General features: G+C 66.7%; 24 protein-coding genes. 13 read left to right on the top strand and 11 right to left on the bottom strand.

What is annotated here, in order from left to right:
• The first annotated feature begins 3 nt into the window (after window positions 1–3).
• On the top strand, window positions 4–372 hold the full coding sequence (locus tag MTR65_RS11435; RefSeq protein ID WP_243800234.1) for a c-type cytochrome: 369 nt from the start codon (window positions 4–6) through the stop codon (window positions 370–372).
• 162 nt (window positions 373–534) lie between these two features.
• Here MTR65_RS11435 and MTR65_RS11430 read toward each other — a convergent pair whose 3' ends face one another.
• From MTR65_RS11430 to panC, 5 genes are all read right to left on the bottom strand, one after another.
• Window positions 535–1,116: a TetR/AcrR family transcriptional regulator gene (locus MTR65_RS11430; protein WP_419145044.1), complete on the bottom strand. Its 582-nt coding sequence runs from the start codon at window positions 1,114–1,116 to the stop codon at window positions 535–537.
• 71 nt (window positions 1,117–1,187) lie between these two features.
• Window positions 1,188–1,805: a hypothetical protein gene (locus MTR65_RS11425; RefSeq protein WP_243800229.1), complete on the bottom strand. Its 618-nt coding sequence runs from the start codon at window positions 1,803–1,805 to the stop codon at window positions 1,188–1,190.
• Window positions 1,802–3,157: a sensor histidine kinase gene (locus MTR65_RS11420; protein ID WP_243800227.1), complete on the bottom strand. Its 1,356-nt coding sequence runs from the start codon at window positions 3,155–3,157 to the stop codon at window positions 1,802–1,804. Before MTR65_RS11420 ends, MTR65_RS11425 begins: the two co-directional genes overlap by 4 nt.
• Entirely contained in the window at window positions 3,154–3,840 is a 687-nt protein-coding gene (locus MTR65_RS11415; protein ID WP_039389145.1) for a response regulator transcription factor, read from the bottom strand. Before MTR65_RS11415 ends, MTR65_RS11420 begins: the two co-directional genes overlap by 4 nt.
• 120 nt (window positions 3,841–3,960) lie before the next feature.
• Window positions 3,961–4,815: a pantoate--beta-alanine ligase gene (gene panC, locus MTR65_RS11410; RefSeq protein ID WP_243800225.1), complete on the bottom strand. Its 855-nt coding sequence runs from the start codon at window positions 4,813–4,815 to the stop codon at window positions 3,961–3,963.
• Between the two features lie 160 nt (window positions 4,816–4,975).
• Between panC and MTR65_RS11405 the strand changes: the two genes are divergently transcribed.
• The 4 genes from MTR65_RS11405 (at window position 4,976) to MTR65_RS11390 (ending at window position 10,101) form a co-directional block, all read left to right on the top strand.
• A complete protein-coding gene (locus tag MTR65_RS11405) occupies window positions 4,976–5,788 on the top strand; it encodes a division plane positioning ATPase MipZ (protein ID WP_243800223.1) in 813 nt (270 codons plus the stop codon).
• Window positions 5,785–6,108, top strand: a complete 324-nt coding sequence (locus MTR65_RS11400) for a J domain-containing protein (RefSeq protein ID WP_243800220.1) — start codon at window positions 5,785–5,787, stop codon at window positions 6,106–6,108. Before MTR65_RS11405 ends, MTR65_RS11400 begins: the two co-directional genes overlap by 4 nt.
• 2 nt (window positions 6,109–6,110) lie before the next feature.
• Window positions 6,111–7,568 carry a phosphoglucomutase/phosphomannomutase PgmG gene (gene pgmG, locus MTR65_RS11395; protein ID WP_243800218.1) on the top strand — a complete coding sequence of 486 codons (1,458 nt, stop codon included), beginning with the start codon at window positions 6,111–6,113 and terminating at the stop codon, window positions 7,566–7,568.
• A gap of 70 nt (window positions 7,569–7,638) precedes the next feature.
• Window positions 7,639–10,101, top strand: coding sequence for a ligase-associated DNA damage response DEXH box helicase (locus tag MTR65_RS11390; protein WP_243800216.1), 2,463 nt, complete (start codon window positions 7,639–7,641; stop codon window positions 10,099–10,101).
• An 87-nt stretch (window positions 10,102–10,188) separates the two neighbouring features.
• On the opposite strand, the gene MTR65_RS11385 is transcribed toward MTR65_RS11390, so the two are convergent.
• The 4 genes from MTR65_RS11385 to MTR65_RS11370 all read right to left on the bottom strand — a co-directional run bounded on the left by MTR65_RS11385 (window position 10,189) and on the right by MTR65_RS11370 (window position 12,830).
• Window positions 10,189–10,623 carry an ExbD/TolR family protein gene (locus MTR65_RS11385; RefSeq protein WP_243800213.1) on the bottom strand — a complete coding sequence of 145 codons (435 nt, stop codon included), beginning with the start codon at window positions 10,621–10,623 and terminating at the stop codon, window positions 10,189–10,191.
• Window positions 10,624–10,652: 29 nt separating this feature from the next.
• Window positions 10,653–11,183, bottom strand: a complete 531-nt coding sequence (locus MTR65_RS11380) for an ExbD/TolR family protein (RefSeq protein ID WP_213500612.1) — start codon at window positions 11,181–11,183, stop codon at window positions 10,653–10,655.
• A gap of 126 nt (window positions 11,184–11,309) precedes the next feature.
• A complete protein-coding gene (locus tag MTR65_RS11375; RefSeq protein ID WP_039389137.1) occupies window positions 11,310–12,083 on the bottom strand; it encodes a MotA/TolQ/ExbB proton channel family protein in 774 nt (257 codons plus the stop codon).
• A 75-nt stretch (window positions 12,084–12,158) separates the two neighbouring features.
• Window positions 12,159–12,830, bottom strand: coding sequence for an energy transducer TonB (locus MTR65_RS11370; protein WP_243800211.1), 672 nt, complete (start codon window positions 12,828–12,830; stop codon window positions 12,159–12,161).
• A gap of 403 nt (window positions 12,831–13,233) precedes the next feature.
• Here MTR65_RS11370 and MTR65_RS11365 point away from each other — a divergent pair, with 403 nt between their 5' ends.
• Together MTR65_RS11365 and MTR65_RS11360 are read left to right on the top strand one after the other, a co-directional pair.
• The gene (locus MTR65_RS11365; protein ID WP_243800208.1) at window positions 13,234–14,037 is read left to right on the top strand and encodes a hypothetical protein; all 804 of its coding nucleotides are present in this window, start codon (window positions 13,234–13,236) and stop codon (window positions 14,035–14,037) included.
• Between the two features lie 118 nt (window positions 14,038–14,155).
• Window positions 14,156–15,463 (top strand): homoserine dehydrogenase, encoded by a 1,308-nt coding sequence (locus tag MTR65_RS11360; protein ID WP_243800206.1) that lies wholly within the window; start codon window positions 14,156–14,158, stop codon window positions 15,461–15,463.
• A gap of 120 nt (window positions 15,464–15,583) precedes the next feature.
• On the opposite strand, the gene MTR65_RS11355 is transcribed toward MTR65_RS11360, so the two are convergent.
• Complete coding sequence (locus MTR65_RS11355; protein ID WP_226632303.1) at window positions 15,584–16,042, bottom strand: hypothetical protein; 459 nt, start codon at window positions 16,040–16,042, stop codon at window positions 15,584–15,586.
• Between the two features lie 78 nt (window positions 16,043–16,120).
• Here MTR65_RS11355 and glpX point away from each other — a divergent pair, with 78 nt between their 5' ends.
• Entirely contained in the window at window positions 16,121–17,098 is a 978-nt protein-coding gene (gene glpX / locus MTR65_RS11350) for a class II fructose-bisphosphatase (RefSeq protein ID WP_243800204.1), read from the top strand.
• Between the two features lie 194 nt (window positions 17,099–17,292).
• Window positions 17,293–18,228 carry a ribose-phosphate pyrophosphokinase gene (locus MTR65_RS11345; protein WP_039389128.1) on the top strand — a complete coding sequence of 312 codons (936 nt, stop codon included), beginning with the start codon at window positions 17,293–17,295 and terminating at the stop codon, window positions 18,226–18,228.
• A gap of 20 nt (window positions 18,229–18,248) precedes the next feature.
• Here MTR65_RS11345 and MTR65_RS11340 read toward each other — a convergent pair whose 3' ends face one another.
• Window positions 18,249–19,202, bottom strand: coding sequence for a helix-turn-helix domain-containing protein (locus tag MTR65_RS11340; RefSeq protein ID WP_243800201.1), 954 nt, complete (start codon window positions 19,200–19,202; stop codon window positions 18,249–18,251).
• A gap of 134 nt (window positions 19,203–19,336) precedes the next feature.
• Here MTR65_RS11340 and hisN point away from each other — a divergent pair, with 134 nt between their 5' ends.
• The 4 genes from hisN to rpmI all read left to right on the top strand — a co-directional run bounded on the left by hisN (window position 19,337) and on the right by rpmI (window position 23,905).
• Window positions 19,337–20,122 (top strand): histidinol-phosphatase, encoded by a 786-nt coding sequence (gene hisN, locus MTR65_RS11335; RefSeq protein ID WP_243800199.1) that lies wholly within the window; start codon window positions 19,337–19,339, stop codon window positions 20,120–20,122.
• Window positions 20,123–20,159: 37 nt separating this feature from the next.
• Window positions 20,160–20,609, top strand: coding sequence for a gamma-glutamylcyclotransferase family protein (locus MTR65_RS11330; RefSeq protein ID WP_243800196.1), 450 nt, complete (start codon window positions 20,160–20,162; stop codon window positions 20,607–20,609).
• Between the two features lie 96 nt (window positions 20,610–20,705).
• Complete coding sequence (locus tag MTR65_RS11325) at window positions 20,706–23,558, top strand: CHAT domain-containing tetratricopeptide repeat protein (RefSeq protein WP_243800194.1); 2,853 nt, start codon at window positions 20,706–20,708, stop codon at window positions 23,556–23,558.
• Between the two features lie 143 nt (window positions 23,559–23,701).
• Window positions 23,702–23,905 (top strand): 50S ribosomal protein L35, encoded by a 204-nt coding sequence (gene rpmI / locus MTR65_RS11320; RefSeq protein ID WP_007012839.1) that lies wholly within the window; start codon window positions 23,702–23,704, stop codon window positions 23,903–23,905.
• Window positions 23,906–23,909 lie beyond the last annotated feature (4 nt).

Raw genomic sequence — 23,909 nt, 5'->3', positions numbered from 1 at the left:
GTGATGCGCACGTCTTTCATGATCGCCGCAGGGCTCCTCACAGGCCTGTCCCTGCCCGCCGAAGCGCAGGATGCCGCCGCAGGCCGCAAGGTCTTCACCGGCTCCTGCGCGGTCTGCCATGGCACGAAGCCGGGCGAGAAGAAGATGGGTCCCAGCCTCTTTGGCGTGGTGGGCCGCAAGGCGGGCTCGGCCGAGGGCTTCCGCTTCTCGCCCGCACTCGCCAAGGACGGACGGAGCTGGAATCCGAAGAGCCTGGATGCCTTCCTTGCCAACCCGCGCAAGGAAGTTCCCGGCACGCGCATGGCCTATGCGGGCCTGCGCAATGCCGAGCAACGCAAGGCGCTTGTGGCGTATCTTGCGACCCTGAAGTGACGCGTTCGTTTTAAGGAAGTCGAAGAGAAAGCAACTATTTTAAGGGGGCATCACCCCTTGCCCCCAGAGCCGGCGACCTCACCTTTCTCAGCCAAGGCTGTTCAATAGCCTTGAGGTCGCTGGTATGGGGAGCCCGAGGGCGATGGCCCTCGGAACTATTCTTCAGGCTTCTGGCACCTGATAGATCGCCAGGATCTGCCGCGTCACCTCGTCCAGGCTCAGGCGCCCGGGGCGGTACCAGTTCCCGGCCGAGTTGATCGTGGTCAGCAGCAGGATCCGGTAGAGCGCACGGTCGATGTGCACAGGCAGGGGCGTAGCCTCCACGAGCTCGGTGAAGAGCGTCTCGAAGGCATCGCGCCGCTCGATCAGCTTGGCCCGCACGGACGCAGGCACAGCGCGAAAATCGTTCATCAGCGGCAGTGTCAGCGAGGCCGGGTCGAGTTGGATCGCGATCAGCACCCGGCAGGCGGTTTCCAGTCTCCGGGCGGGATCGGAAATCGGCGCGATGGCGCTGCGGATCGCCTCTTCCGCGCCGCGCAGCGCATCGTCGTGGACGCGGATGAAGAGCGCGTCCTTGCTCTTGATGTAGTGGTAGAGCGAACCGCCCAGCAGGCCCACCTTTTCCCCGATGTCGCGAATGCTGGTGGCCGCATAGCCCCGCTCGGCAAAGAGTGCGGCCGCGGCGGCCAGGATACTGTCTTCGCGCGAGGGATCGCGTGAGGAAGGGGGAGCCGGGTTCGCCATGTCCTGCTGGGTGGCGAGCGCAGGGGAACAGTGCAAGCGCAAAATGGCAAAAGGGCCCGCCCCCGGGCCCGTTATTCCACGACGAGGAAGTAGCGGGCGAGGTCCTTGCCCTGGTTGCGGATCTCGATGACGTAGCGCTGGGTGAAGAGGGGCACCCACTGGCAGGCGCCGTTGTTTCCCTCGCACACGGCCCGGGCATTGCGATCCAGGACCCGCAGGGACAAGGGCGCCTTGCCGGGAGAGGAGAGGGCAATGCGCGCCTTCTCCCCGGAGAGAAAAACCTGTTCGAACTGCTCGGCCTTGCCGCCCGTGACCTGCCCGCTGCGGTAACCCGGGCCGAGCGGGCTGCCGCGGTAGATCGGGGCGGGCGCGGATGTGGTCGGGGCAACGGTTCGCCACAGGGGCACCGGGTCTTCGCCCGACCACTCGGCAATCGGATGGGCGCCTGCGCGCTCGATCACGGCCAGCGCACTCTCTAGCCTGTCGGGATCGTTACCGGCGTGGGCCTGCGCGGCCTCGGACAGGGCCAGGGCGACGACGCCGCTGACACTGTCCGGGGCCGCTTGGGCTGCGGCGCCTTGTGCCAGGGCAATGGGCGCGAGGCACAGCGCAAGACCACCCAGGATGGCCGTACGGGTCTGTCTGCCAAGGACTTCGATCAGCGAAGGCGTGCGCCTGGACAAGCTCATGTCGTGGTCTCCGGTGTCACGGTGAAGCAGGCGCCCTGTGGGGTGTCGACGAGGGTGATCTCGAGATGGTGGCGCTGGGCAATCGCCCGGCACAGCGTGAGGCCAAGCCCTGCGCCGTTGCCTTCCGGGTGCTGTCCGGCGCGGGAAAACTTCTCGAAGACCTGCTCGCGTTGTCCTTCGGGGATGCCCGGACCGTCATCGCGCACGGTGAGCCGGGGACCGGCCTCGAGCGCAAGGGTGATCGTACCCCCTTTCGGAACGAACTTGAAGGCGTTGTCGAGGAGGTTGGTGATGAGGCGGGTCAGGGCCATTTCCTCGCCGGGGATCACGACGTCCGGCTCGATGTCGAGGATGAGCGCATGGCCCGTTTCCTCGGCGCTGTCGGCATAGAGTTCGCCAAGGCGCTGGGCGATCTCGGACAGGTCGACGGGAACCAGCCCATGGCGGTCGCCGCGCCGGGCCTGGCTGGCGGCAATATCGAGCAGCGATTCGAGCATCCGGATGATCCGCCGGATCTCGCTGCGCGCGCTGGCAATGCGCCGGGCGGTTTCCGGGTCCGGGGTCGCGGCCAGCGTCTTTACCAGCCGGTTGTCGAGATGCATCAGCGGCGTGCGGATCTCGTGGGCGACGTGGTCTGTCGTCTCGCGGTTGGCGCTGGCAAGGCGGCGCAGGCGGGCGAGCGCGTTGGCCGAGTGGCGGGTGAGTTCGCCAATCTCGTCCTCGTTCTCCAGATGGCGCGACAGCGCTTCGAGCGCGGTGTCGTCGGGCGTGCGAAAGGCGGTGTTGAGGCGCTCGATGCGCGTGGCGAGGCGCCGCACGGCAATCAGGCCGGTCAGCGCGACGGCGGCCACGATGATGAGCCCCCCGGCAAAGAAGACGAAGCCGACCTGCCGCCGCAAGGTATTGAGATCGCGCGCCTCGTGCGCGACCAGTAGGCGCAGGTTCGGGCCCAGTTGGGTGACCCGGCCATAGGCGTGGCGGTTGCGATCGACCGCGATCTTGCCGGTCTGGGAGAGGCTGGCGTGAAGGTCCGGCCAGCGCGTGAGGTCTCCGGCCAGCCGCTGGCCCTGCCCGCCAACTAGCATGTAGTGGGTCAAGGTGCCCTTGCGCGGCTCCAGCGCGATGCGGTCGGCGATGCGGTCCTGCAGTTCAGGGAGGCCATTGCTGGTGTAGATGTCGACGAGCCCGGCCATATCGACGTCGACCGCGCGCTCGAGCGCGATCTGGTTGGCGCGTGAAATGGTCGTGTCGGTCAGGATCCAGAGCACGAAAGTGATGCTGAGCGCGCTGAGACAGGCCAGCACCACGATCCGCGAATAGATCGAGTGGCGCAAGCCAAGGAGCTTGATCACCGGCCTTCGAGCAGGCGGTAGCCTGCGCCCCAGATGGTTTCGAGCGCGGGGCTGTCGAAGCCTTCCTCCAGCTTGCGGCGCAGGCGCCCGATGTTGACGTCGACGACGTTGGTCTGGGGATCGAAGTTCATCTTCCACACGTCGCGCAGGAGCATCTCGCGGGTGAGGACTTCGCCTGCGTTCTCCATGAAGTAGCGGAACAGTTCGAACTCGCGCGGGCTGAGCGAAAGATGGCGGTTGGCCCGGAAGGCGGTGCGCGCCTTCACGTGGCACTCGAACGCGCCATAGAGGATCACGGCGCTGTGCGCACGGCCCGAAGCGCGCCGGTGCAGCGCGCGCAGGCGGGCAAGCAGTTCCTCGCTCTCGAAGGGCTTGGCGAGGTAGTCGTCCGCGCCGCCGTCGAGCCCTTCGGCCCGGTCGCTGGTGCGCCCGAGGGCGGAGAGCATCAGAACGGGCGTGTCGATGCCGCTCTCGCGCAGGCGCGCCAGGATGGTGAGGCCGTCGAGATCGGGCAGCATGCGGTCCAGGATGATGACGTCGAAAGGCTCGGCGCCCGCACGCTTGAGCCCGTCGGTGCCATTGTCGGCCCATTGCACGACGTCGCCGCCTTTCGCGGCCAGATCGCGGACCTGCCGGGCGGCGCGGGCGTCGTCCTCGACGTAGAGAATGTTCAGTCCGGCCATTTTCCCGTTTCCCGCTTGCCGGGAGTCCCGAATTTCAAAAGGATACCCTAGCCCGATGGCCTTCGCGCGCAAATGACGAAGGCTGTGAGAATTAGCCTTGCCGCGATTGCGCGCAAGGGATCAGGCGGCCACCGCCATGTTGTCGATGAGGCGCGTGGTACCCAGCCGTGCCGCCACGAGCAGGCGCATGGGGGCGGCAATGGTGGCCTCGAGCGGGGCGAGGCTGGCCGCATCGCACAGCAGGGCGTAGTCGATGGGGCCGAAACCGCCCGCAGCAAGGTCGTCCCTGAGTGCTGCGAGCGCGGTAGCCGGAACGTCTCCCTCCTCGATGCGCGCAATGGCCGTTTTCATCGCGGCGGGAAGGGTGGCCGCCCGGGCCCGCTCGTCGGCGGAAAGGTAGGCGTTGCGCGAGGACATCGCGAGCCCGTCCGTCTCGCGCACGATGGGAACGCCGTGGATCGCGGTAACGTGGGGGCGGGTGAAGTCGAGGTCGCGGGCCATGCGGCGGATGACGGCCAGTTGTTGCCAGTCCTTCTCGCCGAAGAAGGCCATGTCCGGCCCGACCTGATTGAAAAGTTTGGCGACGACGGTAGCCACGCCGTCGAAATGGCCCGGCCGCGCCGCGCCGCACAGCCCTTCGCTCACGCCCGTAACGCCGATCGAGGTGGCAAAACCGTCCGGATACATGGCCGAGACCTGCGGCGCCCAGAGGAGGTCCACGCCTTCCTTCTCCAGCAGCTGCGCATCGCGTTCGAGGACGCGCGGATAGGCATCAAGGTCCTCGTTTGCGCCGAATTGTAGCGGGTTGACGAAGATCGAGACAGCCACCGCATCGGCGCGGTGCCGGGCTTCGCGCACCAGTGTCAGATGGCCTTCATGGAGCGCGCCCATGGTCGGGACCAGCGCCAGCGTGCCGTTCGCGCGCAATCGGGCGGTGGCACTGCGCAGTGGATCAAGGGCGTGCACGGTTTGCATTGGCAAGGACTGCTCCGATAGGATACCGCCAACCCGAGGCGGCCTCGTGACCACGCCCATAGCGGTACAGGCCACGCGGCGGCAATGGGTTGAAAACAGGGGAAGGTGCAAAGGCGGTCTTGGCCGCCCGGCGCCAGCAGAAAGAGCGAAATCAGGATCCGTGACAGCGCATCGTATCGTCTTCGCAAACGAAAAGGGTGGGACGGGCAAGTCCACCACCGCCGTTCATGTGGCCATCGCGCTTGCCTATCAGGGGGCCAAGGTCGCCGCGATCGATCTCGATCCGCGCCAGCGCACCTTGTACCGCTACCTCGAAAACCGGGTCGAGACCGAGCAGAGGCGCGGCATCGCGCTGCCGGGCGCCCGTTTCTCCGTCTATGACGGCGAGGACTTCAATGAGCTTGACGACCTCGCCGAGCAGATCGCGGAAGGCTATGACTTCCTCATCTTCGACACGCCGGGCCGCGACGATGCCTTCGCGCGCCACGTCGCCTCGACCGCGGACACGCTGGTGACCCCGCTCAACGACAGCTTCATCGACTTCGACCTCATCGGCCAGGTCGAGACCGAGACCTTCAAGGTCAAGAAGCTCTCGTTCTATGCCGAGGTGATCTGGGAGGCGCGCAAGAAGCGCGGGGTCAAGTCGATCGAGCAGGGCGCGCGCGAGCTTGACTGGGTGGTCGTGCGCAACCGCATGCAGCACGTCGAGGCGCGCAACATGCGCCGCATGGACGGCGCATTGCAGGAACTGGCGCGCCGCGTGGGCTTCCGCATCTCGGGCGGCCTGTCCGAGCGTGTGATCTTCCGTGAGCTATTCCCCTCGGGCCTGACGCTGCTCGACAAGGGGCACCTGGGCGAACTGGGCACCAGCCACCTGGTCGCCCGTCAGGAACTGCGCGGTCTGGTGAAGGGCCTCAATCTGCCCCGTCCGGGCCGCACCGAGGCGCCCGCAGCCCTGGCGCCCGGCCGATGAAGTTCCTCTGGATCATCGTCCTGGCCGCGATTGCCTGGCGCATGGTTCTGGGGCGCTGGCCCTGGCAGACGCTTGGGATCAGCCACTGGCCCGACAGCCCGCCCAAGCGGCGCACGTTTGCGCAGCGCCAGGCGCAGGAACTGCTGGGCCTGAAGGAGGGCGCCAGTCGCAAGCAGATTCTGGACGCGCACCGTCGTCACGTGGCCCTGGTCCACCCTGACCGCGGCGGCTCGAGCGAAGAGGTCCACGCCGCCAATGCCGCGCGTGACACGCTGCTGTCCGCGCTTGGCGGGGCGGATGCGGAGGACACGGAGCGCTGACCATGCCTCCTGCCCCGGGGCCGCTCCACCCGCGCGGGGGGCATGTCTTCGACGCCTCGCTCCTGCGCGCCTACGACGTGCGCGGCATCTATGGCGCGACCCTGTTCGAGGCCGATGCCTACGCTCTGGGGCGCAGTTTCGGCTCTGTCGTGCGACGTGGATCTCCTGTCGAGATCCCGAAGGTGGTCGTCGGCCGGGATGGCCGTCTCAGTTCGCCGCAGCTCGAGCAGGCTCTTGTGGAGGGCCTTTGCGAGAGCGGCGTTGCCGTCATCCGGATCGGTCTTGCGCCCAGTCCGATGCTCTACTTCGCGGAGAGGTCATTGGAAGATGTGGAAGGCGGCATTGAGGTAACCGGCAGCCACAATCCCGCCGATCACAACGGCTTCAAGATAGTACTTGGCGGGCGTCCCTTCTTCGGGGCGGATCTCGCGCAGCTGGGCGGCATGGCTGCGCGCGCGGACTGGATGGAGGGGGTGGGCGCCGTGGAAGGGCGCGATGTCTCGTCGGACTACATCGCCGCGCTGCGTGGCGGGCTCGGCCAGACGGACCCGGATGCGCTCGCGCGCCTGCGGGTCGCGTGGGATGTAGGCAACGGTGCTGCCGGCCCCCTCGTTGAACGCCTGTGTCTGCAGTTGCCCGGAACCCACCATGTCCTGCACTCCTGTGTCGATGGACGGTTTCCCAATCACCATCCCGATCCCACTCTCCCGGAAAACCTGACAGACCTTCAGGCGCTCGTCGCGGCGAAGAGCCTCGATTTCGGAGTTGCTTTCGATGGCGACGCGGACCGGATCGGCGTCGTCGACGGACAGGGGCGGATTGTCTGGGGGGACCAGTTGCTGGCGCTTCTGGCGCGCGACATTCTGGCGCAAAGTCGCGGAAAAGGCGCGGATGTGAGGCCTTCGGTCGTGGGGGATGTGAAGATGTCCGCGACCACTTTCGCACAGATCGAGGCCGCGGGCGGAGTGCCGGTCATGGCGCCATCCGGCCATTCGCACATCAAGTCCACAATGAAGACGACGGGGGCAATTCTGGGCGGTGAGATGAGTGGCCACCTGTTCTTCGCCGATCGTTACTTCGGCTTCGACGATGGTATCTACGCAGCGGTACGGATGATGGCGCTGGTGGCGCAGGGCGGGCGCTCGGTCGCCGATCTGCTCGACAGTCTGCCGCGTACGTTCGCAACGCCCGAGTTGCGCTTTACCGTGCCGCCGGCGCGCCGCACGGCCGTGGTGGCCGAAGTGGGGGCACGTCTGGCTCAGGCGGGGCACGCCCCGGTGACGCTGGATGGTCTGCGTCTTGATGGACCCGATGGCTGGTGGCTGCTGCGCGCGTCCAACACCCAGGATATGCTGACCGCACGCGCGGAAAGCACCTCCGAAGAGGGATTGGCACGTCTTGTCGCGCAGATCGATGCGCAACTGGCGCTGTCGGGTATCATCCGGCCGCGCGAAGCCTGAAAACGGTGCGGGGAACCGGCCCGGGGCGCAGGGATTGCACGAGAGGTCAGGCGGCGGAGTAGGAAAGAGGATGGCCGAGCAGGCAATACCCCCGGAGATCACGGCGTGGTTCGAAGGCCGCGACTGGCGCGTGCGGCGCCACCAGGCCCGGATGCTCGAGGCCGCCGATGCCGGACACCACGCCCTGCTCGTTGCCGATACCGGCGCGGGCAAGACGCTCGCAGGTTTTCTGCCTACGCTTTGCGACTTCACGCCGTCACGGCTTAAGGATAAGGCGCCGCCCGAAGGGCTGCACACGCTGTACATCTCGCCGCTCAAGGCGCTTGCGCATGACGTTCAGCGCAACCTGATTGCCCCGATCGAGGAGATGGAGCTGCCGATCCGCGTCGAGACGCGCAGCGGGGATACGCCGTCGGATCGCAAGGCCCGCCAGCGTGCCCGGCCACCCCATGTGTTGCTGACGACGCCCGAATCGCTCTCGCTGCTGCTGAGCTATCCCGAAGCGGCGGAGATGTTTGCCAGCCTGCGCCGGGTGGTGATCGACGAGGTCCATGCCTTCGCGGCAGGCAAGCGTGGCGATCTGCTGGCGCTTTCGCTGGCTCGGCTCCAGGCGCTGGCCCCGGGCCTGCAACGCGCGGCGCTTTCCGCGACGCTGGCCGATCCCGATGCCTACCGGGGGTGGCTCGCGCCCTGGGGCGACCTCGATTCGGTCGCGCTTGTCGAAGGCGAAGCGGGCGCGGCTCCACTCGTCGAGATCCTGGTGCCCGAGGATGCGCGGATCCCCTGGAGCGGGCACGCGGCAACCTGGGCGATCCCGCAGCTGATGGAGCGGATCGCGGCGCACCGCACGACGCTGATCTTCACCAATACCCGCTTTCTTGCGGAGTATATCTTCCAGGAACTGTGGAGCGCGAACGAGGACACGCTGCCCATCGGCATCCACCATGGCTCGCTGTCCAAGGAGGCGCGGCGCAAGGTGGAAGGGGCCATGGCGCGGGGCGAATTACGCGCGCTGGTCTGCACCGCCAGCCTCGATCTCGGCATCGACTGGGGCGATATCGACCTTGTCGTGCAAATGGGAGCGCCGAAGGGTTCCTCGCGGCTTCTGCAGCGGATCGGGCGCGCGAACCACCGGCTCGACAGCCCGAGCGAGGCGCTGCTGGTGCCGGGCAACCGTTTCGAATTTCTCGAGGCTTTTGCCGCTCAGGAGGCCGTGCGCGCGGGCCAGCGTGATGGCGAGGGTTTCCGGCCGGGCGGGCTCGACGTGCTGGCCCAGCATGTCATGGGGCGGGCCTGTGCGGGCCCGTTTACCGAGGCCGAAGTGCTCGACGAAGTGCGCTCCAGCGCCGCCTATGCCTGGGTGGACGCGGCTGTCCTGCAGCGCGTGCTCGAATTCGCGGCAACGGGGGGCTACGCGCTGCGCGCCTACGACCGGTTCCGGCGCATCGTGAAGGATCGCGATGGGCTCTGGCGCCTCGCCCATCCCGAGCACGCGGCGCGCCATCGCCTGAATGCGGGCATCATCGTCGATTCGGAAATGCTCGAGGTGCGTTTTCGCAACGGGCGCTCCTTGGGGAAGGTCGAGGAGGGCTTCGGGGCGAGCCTGGAGCCGGGCGATACCTTTCGCTTTGCCGGGCTCGACCTCGAGGTCGAATCGCTCAAGGACCTCGATCTCATCGTGCGCGCGGCGAAACGCTCGGCCACGATCCCCAGTTACATGGGCCAGCGCATGCCGATCTCGACGCATCTGGCGGGACGTGTCCAGGCGATGCTGGCCGACCGCGCGGGGTGGGCTCGCTTTCCCGACGATGTGCGCGAATGGCTCGAAGTGCAGGACTGGCGTTCGCACCTGCCTGCGCCTGGACGCCTGCTGGTCGAGAGCTTTCCGCACCGTGATCTGGCCTACACCGCGCTCTATACCTTCGAGGGCTGGAACGCGAACCAGTCTCTGGGGATGCTGATTACCCGGCGCATGGAGGACAGGGGGCTTGGGCCGTTGGGTTTCGTGGCGACCGATTACACGCTCATCGTGTGGAGCTTGAAGGCGGTGGCGGAGCCCGCCGCGCTGCTTTCACCCGATATCCTGACCCATGAATTCGTCGACTGGGTGCAGCAGAGTTATCTCTTGCGGCGGGCCTTCCGGGAGGTGGCGGTCATCTCCGGCCTGGTCGAGCGCCAGCAGCCGGGCAAGCGCAAATCGGGACGGCAGGTCACGTTCTCGACGGACCTCATCTACGACGTGCTCTCGAAGTACGAGCCCGATCACGTGTTGATCGAGGCGGCCTGGGCCGATGCGCGCGCACGCCTGACAGACGTCGCGCGGGTGGGGGACCTGCTCGAACGTGCGGCGCGCGAAATCGACCATGTCCACCTGGAGCGAATCAGTCCGCTGGCGGTGCCGGCGCTGTCCATGATCGGACGCGAGAACCTGCCCACGGGAGCCGCCGAGGACGATCTTCTGCTCGAGGCCGAGACACTGGCGGGGCTCGCCATGCAGGTGGAGCCAGCCGCAGACGATCCCGAGATCCTGTGAGCGCGTTGTACCGGGTGCAGACATGAAAAAGGGGCGGATCGCTCCGCCCCTTGATCTGTGCTCGCAAGAGCTCGGCATCGTGTCAGCTTACTTGCTGAATTCGGCGAACTGTTCGTTGCCGACGAAACCGAACTTCGAGACGTTCGATCCCTTGATGATCTGCAGCACGTTGGCCGACAGCTCGTAGCTGGCGTTCGGCTCGGGCTGGAACTGAAGTTCCGGCTCGACTTCGTACTGAAGCGACTGCTGAAGCAGGTTCAAGAGGCCGCCGCCGTCCACCGGGGTGCCGTTCCACAGGATCTCGTCGTTCACGGTAAGAACGACCTTGTTGCGGATCGGATCGACCGGCGGCGGATCATTCGGCGTCTGCGAATTGACCGGCAGGTCGATGTTGATCGCGTGAGTCGCGACCGGGATGGACATGATGAACATGATGAGGAGGCAGAGCATGACGTCGATGAGCGGCGTCGTGTTCATCTCCATCATCGGCGCGCCGTCTTCCTTGCCGCCTGACATAGCCATGAGGGTGTTCTCCTGTTCTTGCCGGGGGCTTAGTTCGGGTCGATCGGGTTGGTGATGAAGCCAACCGTCGGGTAGCCCGAAATCTGCACGTTGTAGATCGTGCCGGCCACGCAGCGCCACGGGGCTTCCACGTCGCCGCGGATGTGCACCTGGGGCACCAGGTCCGGGTTCGACATGAGGGCCTCGGGGCCGCCCGCACGCTTGACGATGCCGTCAAGGCGCTTGAAGGCGCGGTCACGAAGTTCCTCGGCCGAGACCGGGGTGATGTTGTTGAAGTAAACGCGGCACTCACCGTTGCGCGATGCGCCTTCGTAGCCCGGTTCACCTGCACTGCGGCCGCCGTCATCGGTCGTCGACACGGTCAGGAGAAGGTTTTCGACCTTGTCCTTCGATTCGACGGCCTCGATCACCGGGATACGCAGCTTTTCGATCGTCTGGATCGCGACCGGAACCGCGATCAGGAAGATGATCAGAAGCACCAGCATGACGTCGACGAGCGGCGTCGTGTTGATGTCGGACATCGGTGTCTCAGCACCGCCTCCGCCCGAAGATATCGCCATAGTCTTATCCTAATCCTTGCGTTGCCTTGGGGAAGGCGACGATCAGCGCATGCATAGTACTGCCGCCGCCTTTGGGTCCCCGGAGGTTGCGGGACCGGCGAGGCCGGTCCCGGAAGCCCGGACTGATTACGACTTGGCCGGAGCCGGCTTGGCCGGAGCAGCCGCCGGCTTCTTGGCAGCCGAAGCGGTCGAGGTGATCGGCTTAACGGCACCCTTCGAGGTGATGTAGGCAAGAACGTCGCTCGAGAAGCCGGTCAGCAGCTCGGCGATGCGCTTGTTGCGAGCCTGGAGGTAGTTGTAGGCAAGCACGGCCGGAACGGCGACGAGCAGGCCGAGTGCGGTCATGATGAGAGCTTCACCGACCGGGCCGGCGACCTTGTCGATCGAGGCCGAACCGGCGAGACCGATGGCGATCAGGGCGCGGTAGATGCCGACAACGGTACCGAACAGACCGATGAACGGAGCGGTTGCACCGACGGTGGCGAGGAACGGAAGACCACCGGCGAGGCGGGCGTTGATCGAAGCTTCCGAGCGCGCGAGCGAAGCGTGCAGCCAGTCGTGGGCTTCGAGTTCGTCGGTCATCTTGGCGTGCTGCTCTTCAGCAACGATGCCGTCGTCGACGAGCTGGCGCCATGCGCTGTTCTTCTCGAGCTTGGTGGCGCCGTCCTTGATGGTCGGAGCCTTCCAGAACGAGCCACCAACGGCCTTGTACTGGCGGAAGATCTTCGACTGTTCGAACCACTTGGTGAACAGGATGTAGAACGAACCGAACGACATGATGCCGAGGATCACGACGGTGGCGTAGGCGATGAAACCGCCCTGTTCGAGGGCTTCGGCAAAGCCGAACTTGTTCTGCGGCGCGGCTTCGCCGGCGGCGGCAAGGATATCAACGATAAGCATGCGAATTACCTCTCAAGAAGAATGCAGGATTATAGGGCCGTCTCACGCAGAGGGCGGGGCCCTGTATCAATGGGCTTAGTTGAGCTGGTAGACGATCGTGGTCGAGTAGCTGCTCGAGATCGGGTTGCCGGCGGCATTGAGAGCCGGCTCGAAGCGTGCGTAACGCTCCATGCCCTCGCAAGCTGCCTCGTCCAGATCCGAGCTGCCGCTCGAGCTGGTGACCTGGCAGCTGCCGGCACGACCTTCGGTCGTCACCGTGACGCGAACACCCACGCGACCTTCACGACCCTCACGCGCGGCGCGGCTCGGGTAGTTGCGCTGGATCTGCGAGGCCCAGCGACCCGCGTTCTTCGTGGAGGCACCACGTGCCTTCGAAGGAGCCGGGGGAGCAGGCGGTGCCGGCGGTGCCGGCGGCGCAGCCGTGGTGATCACAGCGGGCGGTGCAGGCGGCGGCGTGATCACGGTCTGGATCGGCGGCGGAGCCGGCGCAATGTTGATCGGCGGCGGCGGCGCCACGACGGGCGGCGGCGGCACATCCGGCTGCGGTTCGGGAGGCGGCGGCGGGGGCTCTTCCTCCTTCGGGGGTTCTTCCTTGATATCCACGGTGGTCACTTTGCTGATGACCTTCTTAGTTGCCTCATAGGCAAGGCCCGAGATCAGCGCATAGCCGATGAACACATGGATCAAGGCGACGATGACAATAGTGGTAAGTTTACTACCACTCATTTGCTGGTCAGCGTAAGCCATTCAGACGCATCACTCCATTACCAAGCCCCGGCCATGCGCGAAAAAGCACATGTCCAAGGGCGCCGATGGCCCTCGCTGCACGCGAAGCCCATGACGAAATTCGAAATTACCCACCCTGACGGCTGACAGTCCACCTCGCGATTGTCACGCAACAGCAAGGCTTACCGCGGAGCATGTTTGTTTTATCGCCCCGTTTTGCAGTTTTCTTAGCGTTGAAGGTGCCCCTGCGCAACGCCCAATCGCAGAGCGTGGGGTTAACCTCCAATTAAGCTGCATTTACCGCATGGTGCATCGTGAGGTGGATTGCCGCAAGGCTTTTCACGTCTCATAAGATTGCGAATTTGTTACGGAGTCTGATTTCATGCCTGCTGTGCGACGCCCTTTTACGATGGGTCTGGCCGCTTTGAGTTTCGTTTTTCAGGCCGGGCCCGCACTTGCGGCTAACCCGCAGTCTCCGGGCGCGGACGTGACCTTTGCGGACCTTGCTGATCTGGCCGATTCGGCCCCCATGGTGATCGAGGCGCAGGTAACCCGGATGACCCGTCTCGGGGCCGAACGGGCGCCTGGTCTGGCTCCGGGAATTGCGCGATTCTATGTCGAGGCGGACACCCGTGCCTTGCTGGTTGGCAATTCGCCGATTGGCGAATCGTTGCGCTATCTTGTCGACATGCCCCTCGATTCCCGCGGCAAGGGTGAGGACCTGAAGGACCGGATGGTCATTCTCTTTGCACGCGCGGTGCCCGGGCGTTCGGGTGAGGTCCAGCTGATCGAGCCGGATTCGCAGCTCCTGTTTACGCCCACGCTCGACGCGAAGCTGCGCGGGTTGCTGCGTGAGACGGTCGCTCCCGATGCGCCCGGCGAGATCACCGGCGTGCGCGAACTGCTCTATGTCCCGGGGACACTGGCCGGGCAGGGGGAGACCCAGATCTTCCTGAATACCAAGGACGGTTCGGCCGCCTCGATCACGGTGCGCCATGAGCCGGGCAAGCCGGTTGCCTGGGGCGCCTCGTTCTCCGAACTGGTGGCCGATGTTACCCACCCGCCCGCGCCCGAGACGCTGGAATGGTACCGTCTGGCCTGCGCGCTGCCCGAGTACCCGCCGCAGGGGGCCAATATTTCGCAGGGGTATGACGCCAAGCGCCAGGCGCAGGACGATTACCGGGCGGTGCGCCGCCAGTTGGGGCCGTGCACGCGCAACCGCTCGTGATGCTGGGCTGCTTGGCCGCGTGCGAAGGTCGGTCTGCGGGCAAAGGGCAGGGCACGTGCGCAAGGTGCTGGAAAATCGCGTGCAGCTGTCCTAGGGCCCGGGGCCGAAAGGGGACCCGATGACTGAACCGCTGAAGATCGCACTTGCAGGCCTTGGAACCGTGGGGACGGGCGTTGTCCGTCTGATCGAGACGAATGCGCAGCTGATTGCCCGCCGCGCCCGGCGCCCGGTGCAGATTACCGCCGTCAGCGCGCGTGACCGCACCAAGGATCGCGGCGTGGACCTCTCTGCCTACGCTTGGGTCGATGATCCGGCCGAGCTCGCGACGCGCGAGGATGTCGATGTCGTGGTGGAAATGGTCGGGGGCTCGGACGGCCCGGCGCTCGCCATTGCGCGCACCGCGCTGGCCCATGGCAAGAGCCTCGTCACCGCGAACAAGGCAATGCTCGCCCATCATGGGCTGGAACTTGCCGAAACCGCCGAGAAGGCGGGCGCCGCGCTCAAGTTCGAGGCGGCGGTTGCGGGCGGTATTCCGGTCGTGAACGGGTTGATCGACGGCGCGGCGGCCAATGCGGTCGAGCGCGTCTACGGCATCCTCAACGGCACCTGCAATTACATCCTCTCCACCATGGAGGACACAGGCGCCGATTTCGGCGACGTGCTCGCCGATGCGCAGCGCCTGGGCTACGCCGAGGCCGATCCGACCTTCGACGTCGAGGGCATCGATGCCGCGCACAAGCTCTCGTTGCTTGCGTCCATCGCGTTCGGTGCGCGTCTCGATTTCGATGCGGTCGAGTGCGTGGGCATCAGCCAGGTCAAGGCGGCCGACATCGCGCAGGCTCAGGATCTGGGTTATGTCATCCGCCTGATCGGCATGAGCGAGGTTGATACCGCAGAAGGCTCTCCGCGCCTGTTCCAGCGCGTGCGTCCCTTCCTCGTCCCTACCGGCCATCCGCTGGCCAACGTCGATGGACCGACCAACGCGATCGTCGCTGAGGGCAACTTCGTCGGCCGCCTCCTGTTCCAGGGTGCGGGCGCAGGCGATGGTCCGACCGCGAGCGCGGTCGTGGCCGACATCATCGAGGTCGCGCGCGGCGAGAAGGGCCCGGCTTTCGCGATGCCCGTGGCCGAACTGGAAGTGATGGAGCCGGCAGCCTCGGGCCACCGCGTCTCGAGCTTCTACATCCGCTTCACCGTGCCCGACCGTCCAGGTGTCCTGGCCGAGATCACCGCGGCCATGCGCGATGCGGGCGTCTCGATCGAGAGCATGATCCAGAAGGGCGATCCCGACCAGGACGGCGAGGTGATCCTCGCCATCGTCACCCACCCGGGGCCCGAATCGGGCGTCGTGGAAGCGGTGCGCATCCTAGATGGGTCGGCCAGCCTGATCGCGCCGCCGCTGGTGATGCAGATCCTGGGCAGCTGATCGGCGCCGGGTCTTCGCGGCCCGGCCCCATGCCAAGATACAAAAAAAAAAGGGGCGCGCCATGTCCGTGGCGCGCCCCCCTTTTTTGTGTTTCGCCCCTGTGTGTCCGGGGGGGCGGAGCTAATTTACCCGCAGACGTCCCTTGGCGATCTTGTCCGCGTCCGAGCCCTCGGGCGCTTCGGGGATGGCGGAAAGGTCGATGATGAGCGGCTGCTCGGGCGGGCAGGGGCCGACGACGCACATGCCGCTCGCCGTCGCCTTGCCCTTGAAGATGCCGCCGCCTGCAACGTCGGGCGCACGCAGGCGACCATCGTCGGTTCCGGCAGCGCCAGTAGGATCGTCCTCGGCGGTGGAGGGGATGCGGAATTCCTCCTCGTCAGGCGCGCACACGATGATCTCGCCCTGGCGGATCGTGCGCAGGCACGCCCGGCGCGAGCGGTCGCGGGTGACCCGTCCGCCGTTGCCCAGCATCTTTTCCGCAATTGCGCGGTCCGCGTCGGAAACCTCGGAATCGGCGGGATTATCCCCTTCCTGGCCGAGCGCCGAGGTCGGGACGAGCGCGGCAAGCGCCAAAAGCACAGTTCGTCTTCTCGACAACTCAGGTTCCTCTGTTTAAGGCAGGCAAACCTTTCCTCCACGGATTAATCCGGAGTGAACATGTCTGAACATACCCCTGCCAGTAAAGTCCTCGATCGCGTCCTCGTCCTCGAAATGGTGCGTGTGACCGAAGCCGCGGCAATATCCGCGTCCAAGCTTGTTGGGCGCGGCGATGAAAAGGCGGCCGATGCGGCGGCCGTCGAAGCCATGCGCAAGGCTTTCGACGAACTCTACATGGACGGCACGGTCGTTATCGGTGAGGGCGAGCGCGATGAGGCGCCGATGCTTTTCATCGGTGAAAAGGTCGGCGGCGCTCCGGGCAAGGGGCCCAAGATCGACATTGCGCTCGATCCGCTGGAAGGCACCACCATCACCGCCAAGGCCGGTCCCAACGCGCTGGCCGTTCTGGCCGCCGCGGAAGAAGGTGGCCTGCTCAACGCGCCCGACGTCTACATGGACAAGATCGCGGTGGGCCCGGGCTATCCCAAGGACGTGATCAGCCTCGAGAAGAGCGCGACCGAGAACGTCAAGGCGGTTGCGGCGGCCAAGGGCGTGGAGCCGGGCGACATCATCGTGTGCGTGCTCGACCGTCCGCGCCATGCCGACCTCATCGAGGAACTGCGTGGCTTGGGCTGCGGCGTGGTGCTGATCGGCGATGGCGACGTGGCCGGTGTCATCGCGACCACCGACGAGAACACCAACATCGACATCTACATGGGTTCGGGCGGCGCGCCCGAGGGCGTGCTGGCGGCGGCGGCCCTGCGCTGCGTGGGCGGCCAGTTCAACGGACGCCTCCTGTTCCGCAACGACGACGAGCGTTCGCGCGCCCGCAAGTGGGGCATCGAGGACCTCAACCGCATCTACAAGCTGGAAGACCTCGCCAAGGGCGATTGCATCTTCGCGGCGACGGGTGTGACCGATGGCTCGCTGCTCGACGGCGTCAAGCACTTCAAGAACGGCAAGCTGACCACCGAGAGCGTGGTCATGCGCGCCAGCTCGGGCACCGTGCGCTGGATCAAGGGCGAGCACGCGATCTGAGCGCAGCGTTCTGACAGTGAACGAAAAAGGCCGGTTCCACGCAGGTGGATCCGGCCTTTTTGCGGAAAGGGACACGCCGCGCGCAGCGGTTTGCGACGCGCAAAAAAGCGGGGTGTCTCTATTGCATTTGGGTGACGGGTCACTAAGGGCGGGCGCGTTCTGGCCTCACGAGTGGCATTTTTCGGGGATTCGCAATGAAGATCATGTCGGGTAACAGCAACCTTCCGCTGGCGCGTGCGGTTGCCGCCTATCTGGAGCTGCCGCTGACCGATGCCAGCGTGCGTCGTTTCGCGGACGAGGAAATCTTCGTCGAGATCCACGAGAACGTGCGCGGCGAAGACGTCTTCGTCGTCCAGCCGACCAGCTACCCGGCCAACGACAACCTGATGGAACTGCTGATCTGCATCGACGCGCTGCGCCGTGCCTCGGCGCGCCGCATCACCGCAGTCGTTCCCTACTTCGGCTACGCCCGCCAGGACCGCAAGCCCGGCCCGCGCACGCCGATCTCGGCCAAGCTGGTCGCCAACCTGATGACCGAAGCCGGCGCCGACCGCGTCCTCTCTGTCGATCTGCACGCCGGCCAGATCCAGGGCTTCTTCGACATCCCCACCGACAACTTGTTCGCAGCCCCCGTGATGGCGGCCGACATCCAGGCCCGCTACGGCGACCAGTCGCTGATGGTGGTCTCGCCGGACGTGGGCGGCGTGGTGCGCGCCCGCGCGCTCGCCAAGCGCCTCGACAACGCGCCGCTCGCCATCGTCGACAAGCGCCGTGACCGTCCGGGCCAGTCGGAAGTCATGAACATCATCGGCGACGTTCAGGGCCGCGCCTGCATTCTCATCGACGACATCATCGATTCGGGCGGCACCCTGTGCAACGCGGCGCAGGCGCTGATGGACCAGGGCGCGGCGAGCGTCACGGCCTACATCACCCACGGCGTGCTTTCCGGCGCGGCGGTCTCGCGCGTGAACAACTCGGCGCTCAAGGAACTGGTCATCACCGATTCGATCCAGGCGACCGAAGCCGCGCAGGCTTCCGACCGTATCCGCATCCTCACCATCGCCCCGCTGCTGGGCGAGGCGATCCGCCGCATCGCGGACGAGAGCTCGGTTTCGAGCCTGTTCGACTGATTGATCTGCTCAGAAGGCCCTCAGGCGGGGGCCTTCTGCCAGGGGCGTGCATCGCCCGGAGCAATTCGCTTGAGGTCTTCGAGGCGCCGCGCCTGGCGGGCCTCGAGCGAAAGCGTCAGTAGCGGCTGCGCGGTCGCGGCGAACTGGCCGGGCGAAACTCCGAAGAGATCCGCGAATTCGTGGATCAGGTGACTTTCATCGTAATAGCGCAGCATGATCGCTTCGGTCTCGGAGCGGTCGCCCACCCCGCGCAGGTGGCTGGCCATGTCGAGCGCGCGCGCGCGCCGCAGGACCTGCTTGGGCGGTAGCCCGTAGTCGCGCAGGATCACCCGTTCCAGTCGCCGCCGATCCACCCCGCAGTCGCGCGCAGCCTGCGCCACGGTCATGGACGGCGTGCGATAGGCCAGTTGCTCGAACTGGACAGAGATGGGGTCGGGCACGGCGCCGCCGGTTTCCTCCACCCGTTCGCGAAACAGGTCTTCCAGGGCGCGCGCCCAGTCCTCGGGAGTTCCCTCGGGCGCGAAGCGGGCAAGAAGTTCATCTTCGGGTAGGCCGAGGTCGCCGGTGCGCACCAGCCGGTCGATGATGCCCGGCAGCGGGACGCCCTTCAGTGCGGTCGATGCGCCGGGCCGGATGGCAACGCCGATGCTGGTGAAGCTGCCCGTGACGCGGATCGGCATGGGACGGGTCTGCGGGCCGAACAGGCAGGCGGAGCGTTCCGACTCTTCCCAGCCATTCGCGGTCTTCGCGCCCCAGTGCCCCGCAAGCTGCAGGCGCAGACATGCGATGTCGTTGAACTGGCTGCATTGCAGGGTGTAGCCCTCGGGAAGATCGACCTTGCTGATGTAGATCCGGCCGATCCACGGCGCAACATCGCGCGAGGGCGCGCGATTGTAGGACAGGGGCTGTCCGGCAGGCGTGGTCCCGAACGCGGGAACGATGAGGGGGTCGAAGGCGGGAGCCCTTTTCTGCATCAATTCCAACCCTTGTAATCCGCTCCCTTCGCTTCGGCCTAGTCGGTGATTTGCCGAGCGACAAGCGCCAATCGCGCAGGAACGGTTGCACCATAGTCTTGACCTTGCAGGGATGCTGGGAGAACAGGGCCGCCATGACGATCGAACAGGACCTTGCCCTCGCCCTGCGCCTTGCCGATGCGGCCGGCGAGGCTATTCGCCCCTATTTCCGCGCCGCCAATCTCGATACCGAGAAGAAGGGCGATGCCTCGCCCGTGACTGTCGCGGACCGCGCCGCCGAAGAGGCGATGCGCGAAATCCTGCGGGCCGAAGCGCCCGAGGACGGCATCACGGGTGAGGAATTCGGCACCGAGAAGGGCACTTCGCGGCGCGAATGGGTGCTCGATCCCATCGATGGCACGGTCTCCTTCGTGGTGGGCCGCCCGATCTTCGGCACGTTGATTGCGCTGCTCGTCGATGGCTGGCCGGTGCTGGGCGTGATCGACCAGCCGATCCTGGGCGAGCGCTGGGTGGGCGCGAGCGGGCGGGTCACCACGTTCAATGGAAAGCCCATCGAAACGCGCCGCTGCCGCGAACTGTCGGATGCGGTGCTGGCAACGACGGGCCCGCACTACTTCGACAACCACCAGGGCGAGCACTTCATGGCGCTTGCCGCCAAGACCGACCACAAGCGCATGGTCATGGGCGGGGATTGCTACAACTACGGCCTGCTCGCCTCGGGCCATATCGACCTTGTCTGCGAGGCGGGCCTCAAGCTTTACGACTGGGCCGCGCTCGTCCCTATCGTGGAGGGGGCAGGTGGCATGATGTGCGACTGGAACGGCGATCCCCTGCACGCGGCCTCGGAAGGGCACGTGCTGGCGCTTGGCGATCCGGCGCGCATGGAGGACGTGGTCGAGGCGATGGTCTGCAACCATTGAGCGCGCGCTGCCCTGCGGCGCGCAAGGGGACGCGGGGGTGAACGCGCCGCGCCGCTTCTTCTTTTACGGTACATTGCTTGCGGGCATGGAGACCGCGCTGACGCGTCGGATCCATGCCCACCTTCGGGCGCTGGGGCCCGCGCAGGTGCGTGGGCGCCTTGTTGCGATCCCCGATCCTGACGGGTGGTATCCCGCGCTTCTGCCCGGTCCGGGATGGGTTGCAGGGATGCTCTACGCGGCCCGGCCCTCCTTTACGCGCGCGACTCTGGGCGAACTCGACGCCTACGAGGGCTGTTGCCCCCGGGCGCACGGGGCGGGCGAGTACCGGCGCGCGGCGATCGGCGCCCGGTTGGACGATGGTCGGTGCCGGGACGCGCAAGGCTATCTCTATGCACGTCCGCTGCCGCGCGGGAGCCTCGAACTGCCCGGCGGGGACTTCGCGCGCTGGCTGGAGGAAACCGGGACCTTGCCCTTTCGGCAGGCGTGAGGTCACTGGCCACTTGTATTCACAGGGCGAGCCTCCATACCTGCGCGCAGGATGAGGATCGGGGTACGAATCGCAGCTGCGGCCTGGGCCGCCTTCGTGGCGTTGCCAGCATGGGCGGCCTGCAGCGGACCCGCGGCCGAGCCTGCGCCGCGAACTCCCCTGGAAGAGGCGTTCGCACGGGCCCTTGCGCGCGACAGGTACGCCGATAGCGCGGGGCAGGCGGACGAATGGCGCGCGCTCCTTGCAAGGGCGGAGCGAACAGGCGGCGTGGGCGCGCGCTGGGAGGTGCGCGGCCAGACCCGCCTGGCCTGGTCGCTGGACTATTCCGACCAGGCGGAGGCCGCGCTGGAGGTGGGCGAGCGGACGCTCGCGCGGATCGCGCAGGCGGGCCTGACGGGCACCGCGCTTGAAGCCGATGCGCAGACCGTGATGGCAACGATCCTGACCGATACGAAACAGATTGCGCGGGCCGAGGCCAGCGCCCGCCGCGCGCTCGTGCTGGCCGAGGCGACGGCGGGGGCGCAATCGGCCGCAGCGAGCTTTGCGCACAACGGGCTTGGCACGGTCGCCTACGCGCAGGGGCGCTACATTGAGGCGGAGCACGAATACGGGATCGCGGCCGATCTTGCCGTGCGATGTCAGGACCCGGCCGATCCGGCGGTGGTCAACCAGATGGCCTCGCATGCGGGCACCCTGTTCATGGTCGGCCAGCTCGAAGCGGCGCTTACGGAGGCCAAGCGGGCGGCCAACCATGCCGCCGCGCACCTGTCCGAGGACAGTCCGCTGCAGACCCTGGCACTCGGCAACCTGGGGGCGATCCTCCTGACCACCGGACGTTATGCCGAGGCGCAGAAGGCGCTGGCGCGGGTTGTCGAACTGGAGGGGACCTACCAGGCCGAAAGCTGGCATTACCGGGCGATATCGCTTTCGAACTATGCAGGCGTGCTGCGGCGTCTGGGGCGTCTGGAGGAGGCCGAGACGCTCTGGCTGGAGGCTGCGCAGTTCCACGAAAAGGCGAGCATCGGTCGCGACCCGGCAAGCGCCTCCTTCCCCTTGCGTAATGCCGCCGATGCCGCGCAGGAGCGCGGGGACCTCGCGGTTGCCCGCGCGCGCTGGGATGCCGCTGTGGCCATCGTCGACTCAGCCTTGCCCGAGGATGATCCCGAGCGCGCCCGCACCCATATGGAGCGCGCGCTGACGCGTCTGGCGCAGGGCGATGCGCACGCGGCCCTGGCCGAGGCCGCACCGGCCATGACTGTCCTGCGCCGCCGTTTCGAGGCGGACGATGTACGCCGCATGCCGCTTGAGATCGGCGAGGCGCGCATCCTGGCCGCGCTGGGACGGGAGGAGGAGGCCTGGGCTCTCGCGCAGGACGTCGCGCAGCGGCTCGAGACCCGGCTCCTCGACGCCACCGCCAGCCGCGGCGACCTGGTCCGTTTCGCGCCGACCTTCGCCCCAGGCTTTGCCGTTGCGGCGGACCTGGCCTTGCGCACGGGGCGTGAGGAGGCCGCATTTCGCTACCTCCAGCTTGCCAACATGTCCGACATCGTGGTGGTGACCCGCGAAGTGGCTGCGCGCGCTGCGGCGGGGGACGCGCAGACGGCCGATCTGCTGCGCAGCTTTCAGGATCGCCTGCATCGACGCCGCGCGCTCGAACGGGAGAACAGCTTTGCGCTTTCGGCCGGGGAGGGGCCGCGCGCCGCACGCCTTGCAGCCGAGATCGCCGCAAACGACACCGAGATCGCTGGACTGGGCAAACGCCTTGAACGCGAAGTGCCGAGTTTGCGCACGCTTGGACGTCCCGAGCCGGTCGCCCTTGCCGATTACCGGACGGGCCTTGCCCCAGGCGAGGCGCTTGTCGCGCCGCTGCTTCTGGAAGACCACGTCCTGACGGTTTTCGTGACGCGAGAAGGGCTTCGCTGGGGGCAGTCGGCCCAGCCCCGCAGCGCCGTGCGCGGGCAGCTGCGCATACTGCGCGCATCGCTCGATCCGGCCTCGCCGCGGGCCATTGCCGGAGAGCCACCCGCTTTCGCTTACGAGGCCGCGCTTGGCCTCTATCAGGCGCTTTTCCCCGAAAAGTTGGCCGATGTCCTCGCGGCCCATCGCGACCTTGTCTATTTCGCGGGCGGTGATCTGGCGGGTCTGCCTCCGGCGTTGCTTGTGCGCGAAGGCGTGGGCAGGGATGGAGGTGAGGTCGATCCGGCGCAGGTTGACTGGCTGGTGCGCGGGCACAGTGTTCGCGTCGCGCCTTCGCTCCTGACGGATAAGCGGGCTTGGCGGTCCAAGGCGGGGAGGCAACGCTTTCTCGGCGTGGGGGCGCCCGTGAGCAGCCCCTCGGGCTCGGCCGAGGTGGATCTTTCCGATCTGGCGCCGCTGCCTGGCGCGGCGCGCGAACTGGAGGCGCTGGCCAGCGTGTTCGGGCAGGACCGTGCCACGCTGCTGGTCGGTGAGGGGGCTCGGGAAGAGGCTCTCGCGGCCCTGCCGCTGGAGGACTACGACATCCTGGCGTTCGCCGTTCACGGATTGGCGGGTGGGACGCGGGCCGGGCTTGAAGAGCCTGCGCTCGTTCTCGCGCCGGGCCGGGGAGCGGGGGCGGCCGCGGACGGCCTGTTGATGGCCTCGGAGGTCATGCGGCTGCGTCTCGATGCCGACTGGGTCATTCTCTCGGCCTGCGATACCGCCAGTGGCGGGGCGCCGGGCGCGCCGATCTTTGCAGGGCTCGCCGCAGCCTTCCTGCACGCAGGGGCGCGCTCGCTGCTTGTCTCGCACTGGCCGGTACGCGACGACGTGGCCGCGCAACTGGTGGTCCGGGCCGTCGAGGAGCACGCCAGGGGGCGCGATGCCGCGCGGGCGCTCCAGAACGCGCAGCTCGAACTCATCGCAGGTCGCGGGCCTGAGGGCGGGGCACAGCCCGGCAACTGGGCGGCGATGGTCCTGGTCGGCCACTGAGGGGCTTGCCTTCTGTGCCGTTGGCCGGTAATGGGCCGCCCTTCAATCGACACGGTTGAGTCTTTCACAAAGAGATTCGCGGGTCGGCCTGGCGACAAGGGCTGCCAGGGTCGACCGAACGTGTCCCTGTAAAGGAGACGAAAATGCCCAAGTTGAAGACGAAGAGCGGCGTCAAGAAGCGCTTCAAGCTCACCGCCACCGGCAAGGTGAAGCACGGCGTTGCCGGCAAGCGCCACCGCCTGATCAGCCACAACGGCAAGTACATCCGCCAGAATCGCGGCACCGAGGTCATTTCCGACGCCGATGCCAAGACGATCAAGAAGTGGGCGCCCTACGGGCTCAACTGAGGAG

It is taken from the genome of Novosphingobium mangrovi (assembly GCF_022818885.1).
GTDB lineage: Bacteria > Pseudomonadota > Alphaproteobacteria > Sphingomonadales > Sphingomonadaceae > Novosphingobium > Novosphingobium mangrovi.
The sequence above is the reverse complement of the archived record's forward strand: the minus strand, read 5'-3'. Positions and strand labels throughout refer to the sequence as shown.

What these genes read in the sequence shown, in the direction of transcription:
- MTR65_RS11345 (WP_039389128.1), top strand. Translation starts at nt 17,293, where the DNA reads ATGAAGATCATGTCGGGTAACAGCAACCTTCCGCTGGCGCGTGCGGTT.
- MTR65_RS11370 (WP_243800211.1), bottom strand. Translation starts at nt 12,830, where the DNA reads ATGGCTTACGCTGACCAGCAAATGAGTGGTAGTAAACTTACCACTATT.
- pgmG (WP_243800218.1), top strand. Translation starts at nt 6,111, where the DNA reads ATGCCTCCTGCCCCGGGGCCGCTCCACCCGCGCGGGGGGCATGTCTTC.
- MTR65_RS11415 (WP_039389145.1), bottom strand. Translation starts at nt 3,840, where the DNA reads ATGGCCGGACTGAACATTCTCTACGTCGAGGACGACGCCCGCGCCGCC.
- MTR65_RS11430 (WP_419145044.1), bottom strand. Translation starts at nt 1,116, where the DNA reads ATGGCGAACCCGGCTCCCCCTTCCTCACGCGATCCCTCGCGCGAAGAC.
- rpmI (WP_007012839.1), top strand. Translation starts at nt 23,702, where the DNA reads ATGCCCAAGTTGAAGACGAAGAGCGGCGTCAAGAAGCGCTTCAAGCTC.
- MTR65_RS11360 (WP_243800206.1), top strand. Translation starts at nt 14,156, where the DNA reads ATGACTGAACCGCTGAAGATCGCACTTGCAGGCCTTGGAACCGTGGGG.
- MTR65_RS11425 (WP_243800229.1), bottom strand. Translation starts at nt 1,805, where the DNA reads ATGAGCTTGTCCAGGCGCACGCCTTCGCTGATCGAAGTCCTTGGCAGA.
- MTR65_RS11400 (WP_243800220.1), top strand. Translation starts at nt 5,785, where the DNA reads ATGAAGTTCCTCTGGATCATCGTCCTGGCCGCGATTGCCTGGCGCATG.
- panC (WP_243800225.1), bottom strand. Translation starts at nt 4,815, where the DNA reads ATGCAAACCGTGCACGCCCTTGATCCACTGCGCAGTGCCACCGCCCGA.
- glpX (WP_243800204.1), top strand. Translation starts at nt 16,121, where the DNA reads ATGTCTGAACATACCCCTGCCAGTAAAGTCCTCGATCGCGTCCTCGTC.
- MTR65_RS11375 (WP_039389137.1), bottom strand. Translation starts at nt 12,083, where the DNA reads ATGCTTATCGTTGATATCCTTGCCGCCGCCGGCGAAGCCGCGCCGCAG.
- MTR65_RS11435 (WP_243800234.1), top strand. Translation starts at nt 4, where the DNA reads ATGCGCACGTCTTTCATGATCGCCGCAGGGCTCCTCACAGGCCTGTCC.
- MTR65_RS11385 (WP_243800213.1), bottom strand. Translation starts at nt 10,623, where the DNA reads ATGGCTATGTCAGGCGGCAAGGAAGACGGCGCGCCGATGATGGAGATG.
- hisN (WP_243800199.1), top strand. Translation starts at nt 19,337, where the DNA reads ATGACGATCGAACAGGACCTTGCCCTCGCCCTGCGCCTTGCCGATGCG.
- MTR65_RS11340 (WP_243800201.1), bottom strand. Translation starts at nt 19,202, where the DNA reads ATGCAGAAAAGGGCTCCCGCCTTCGACCCCCTCATCGTTCCCGCGTTC.
- MTR65_RS11380 (WP_213500612.1), bottom strand. Translation starts at nt 11,183, where the DNA reads ATGGCGATATCTTCGGGCGGAGGCGGTGCTGAGACACCGATGTCCGAC.
- MTR65_RS11390 (WP_243800216.1), top strand. Translation starts at nt 7,639, where the DNA reads ATGGCCGAGCAGGCAATACCCCCGGAGATCACGGCGTGGTTCGAAGGC.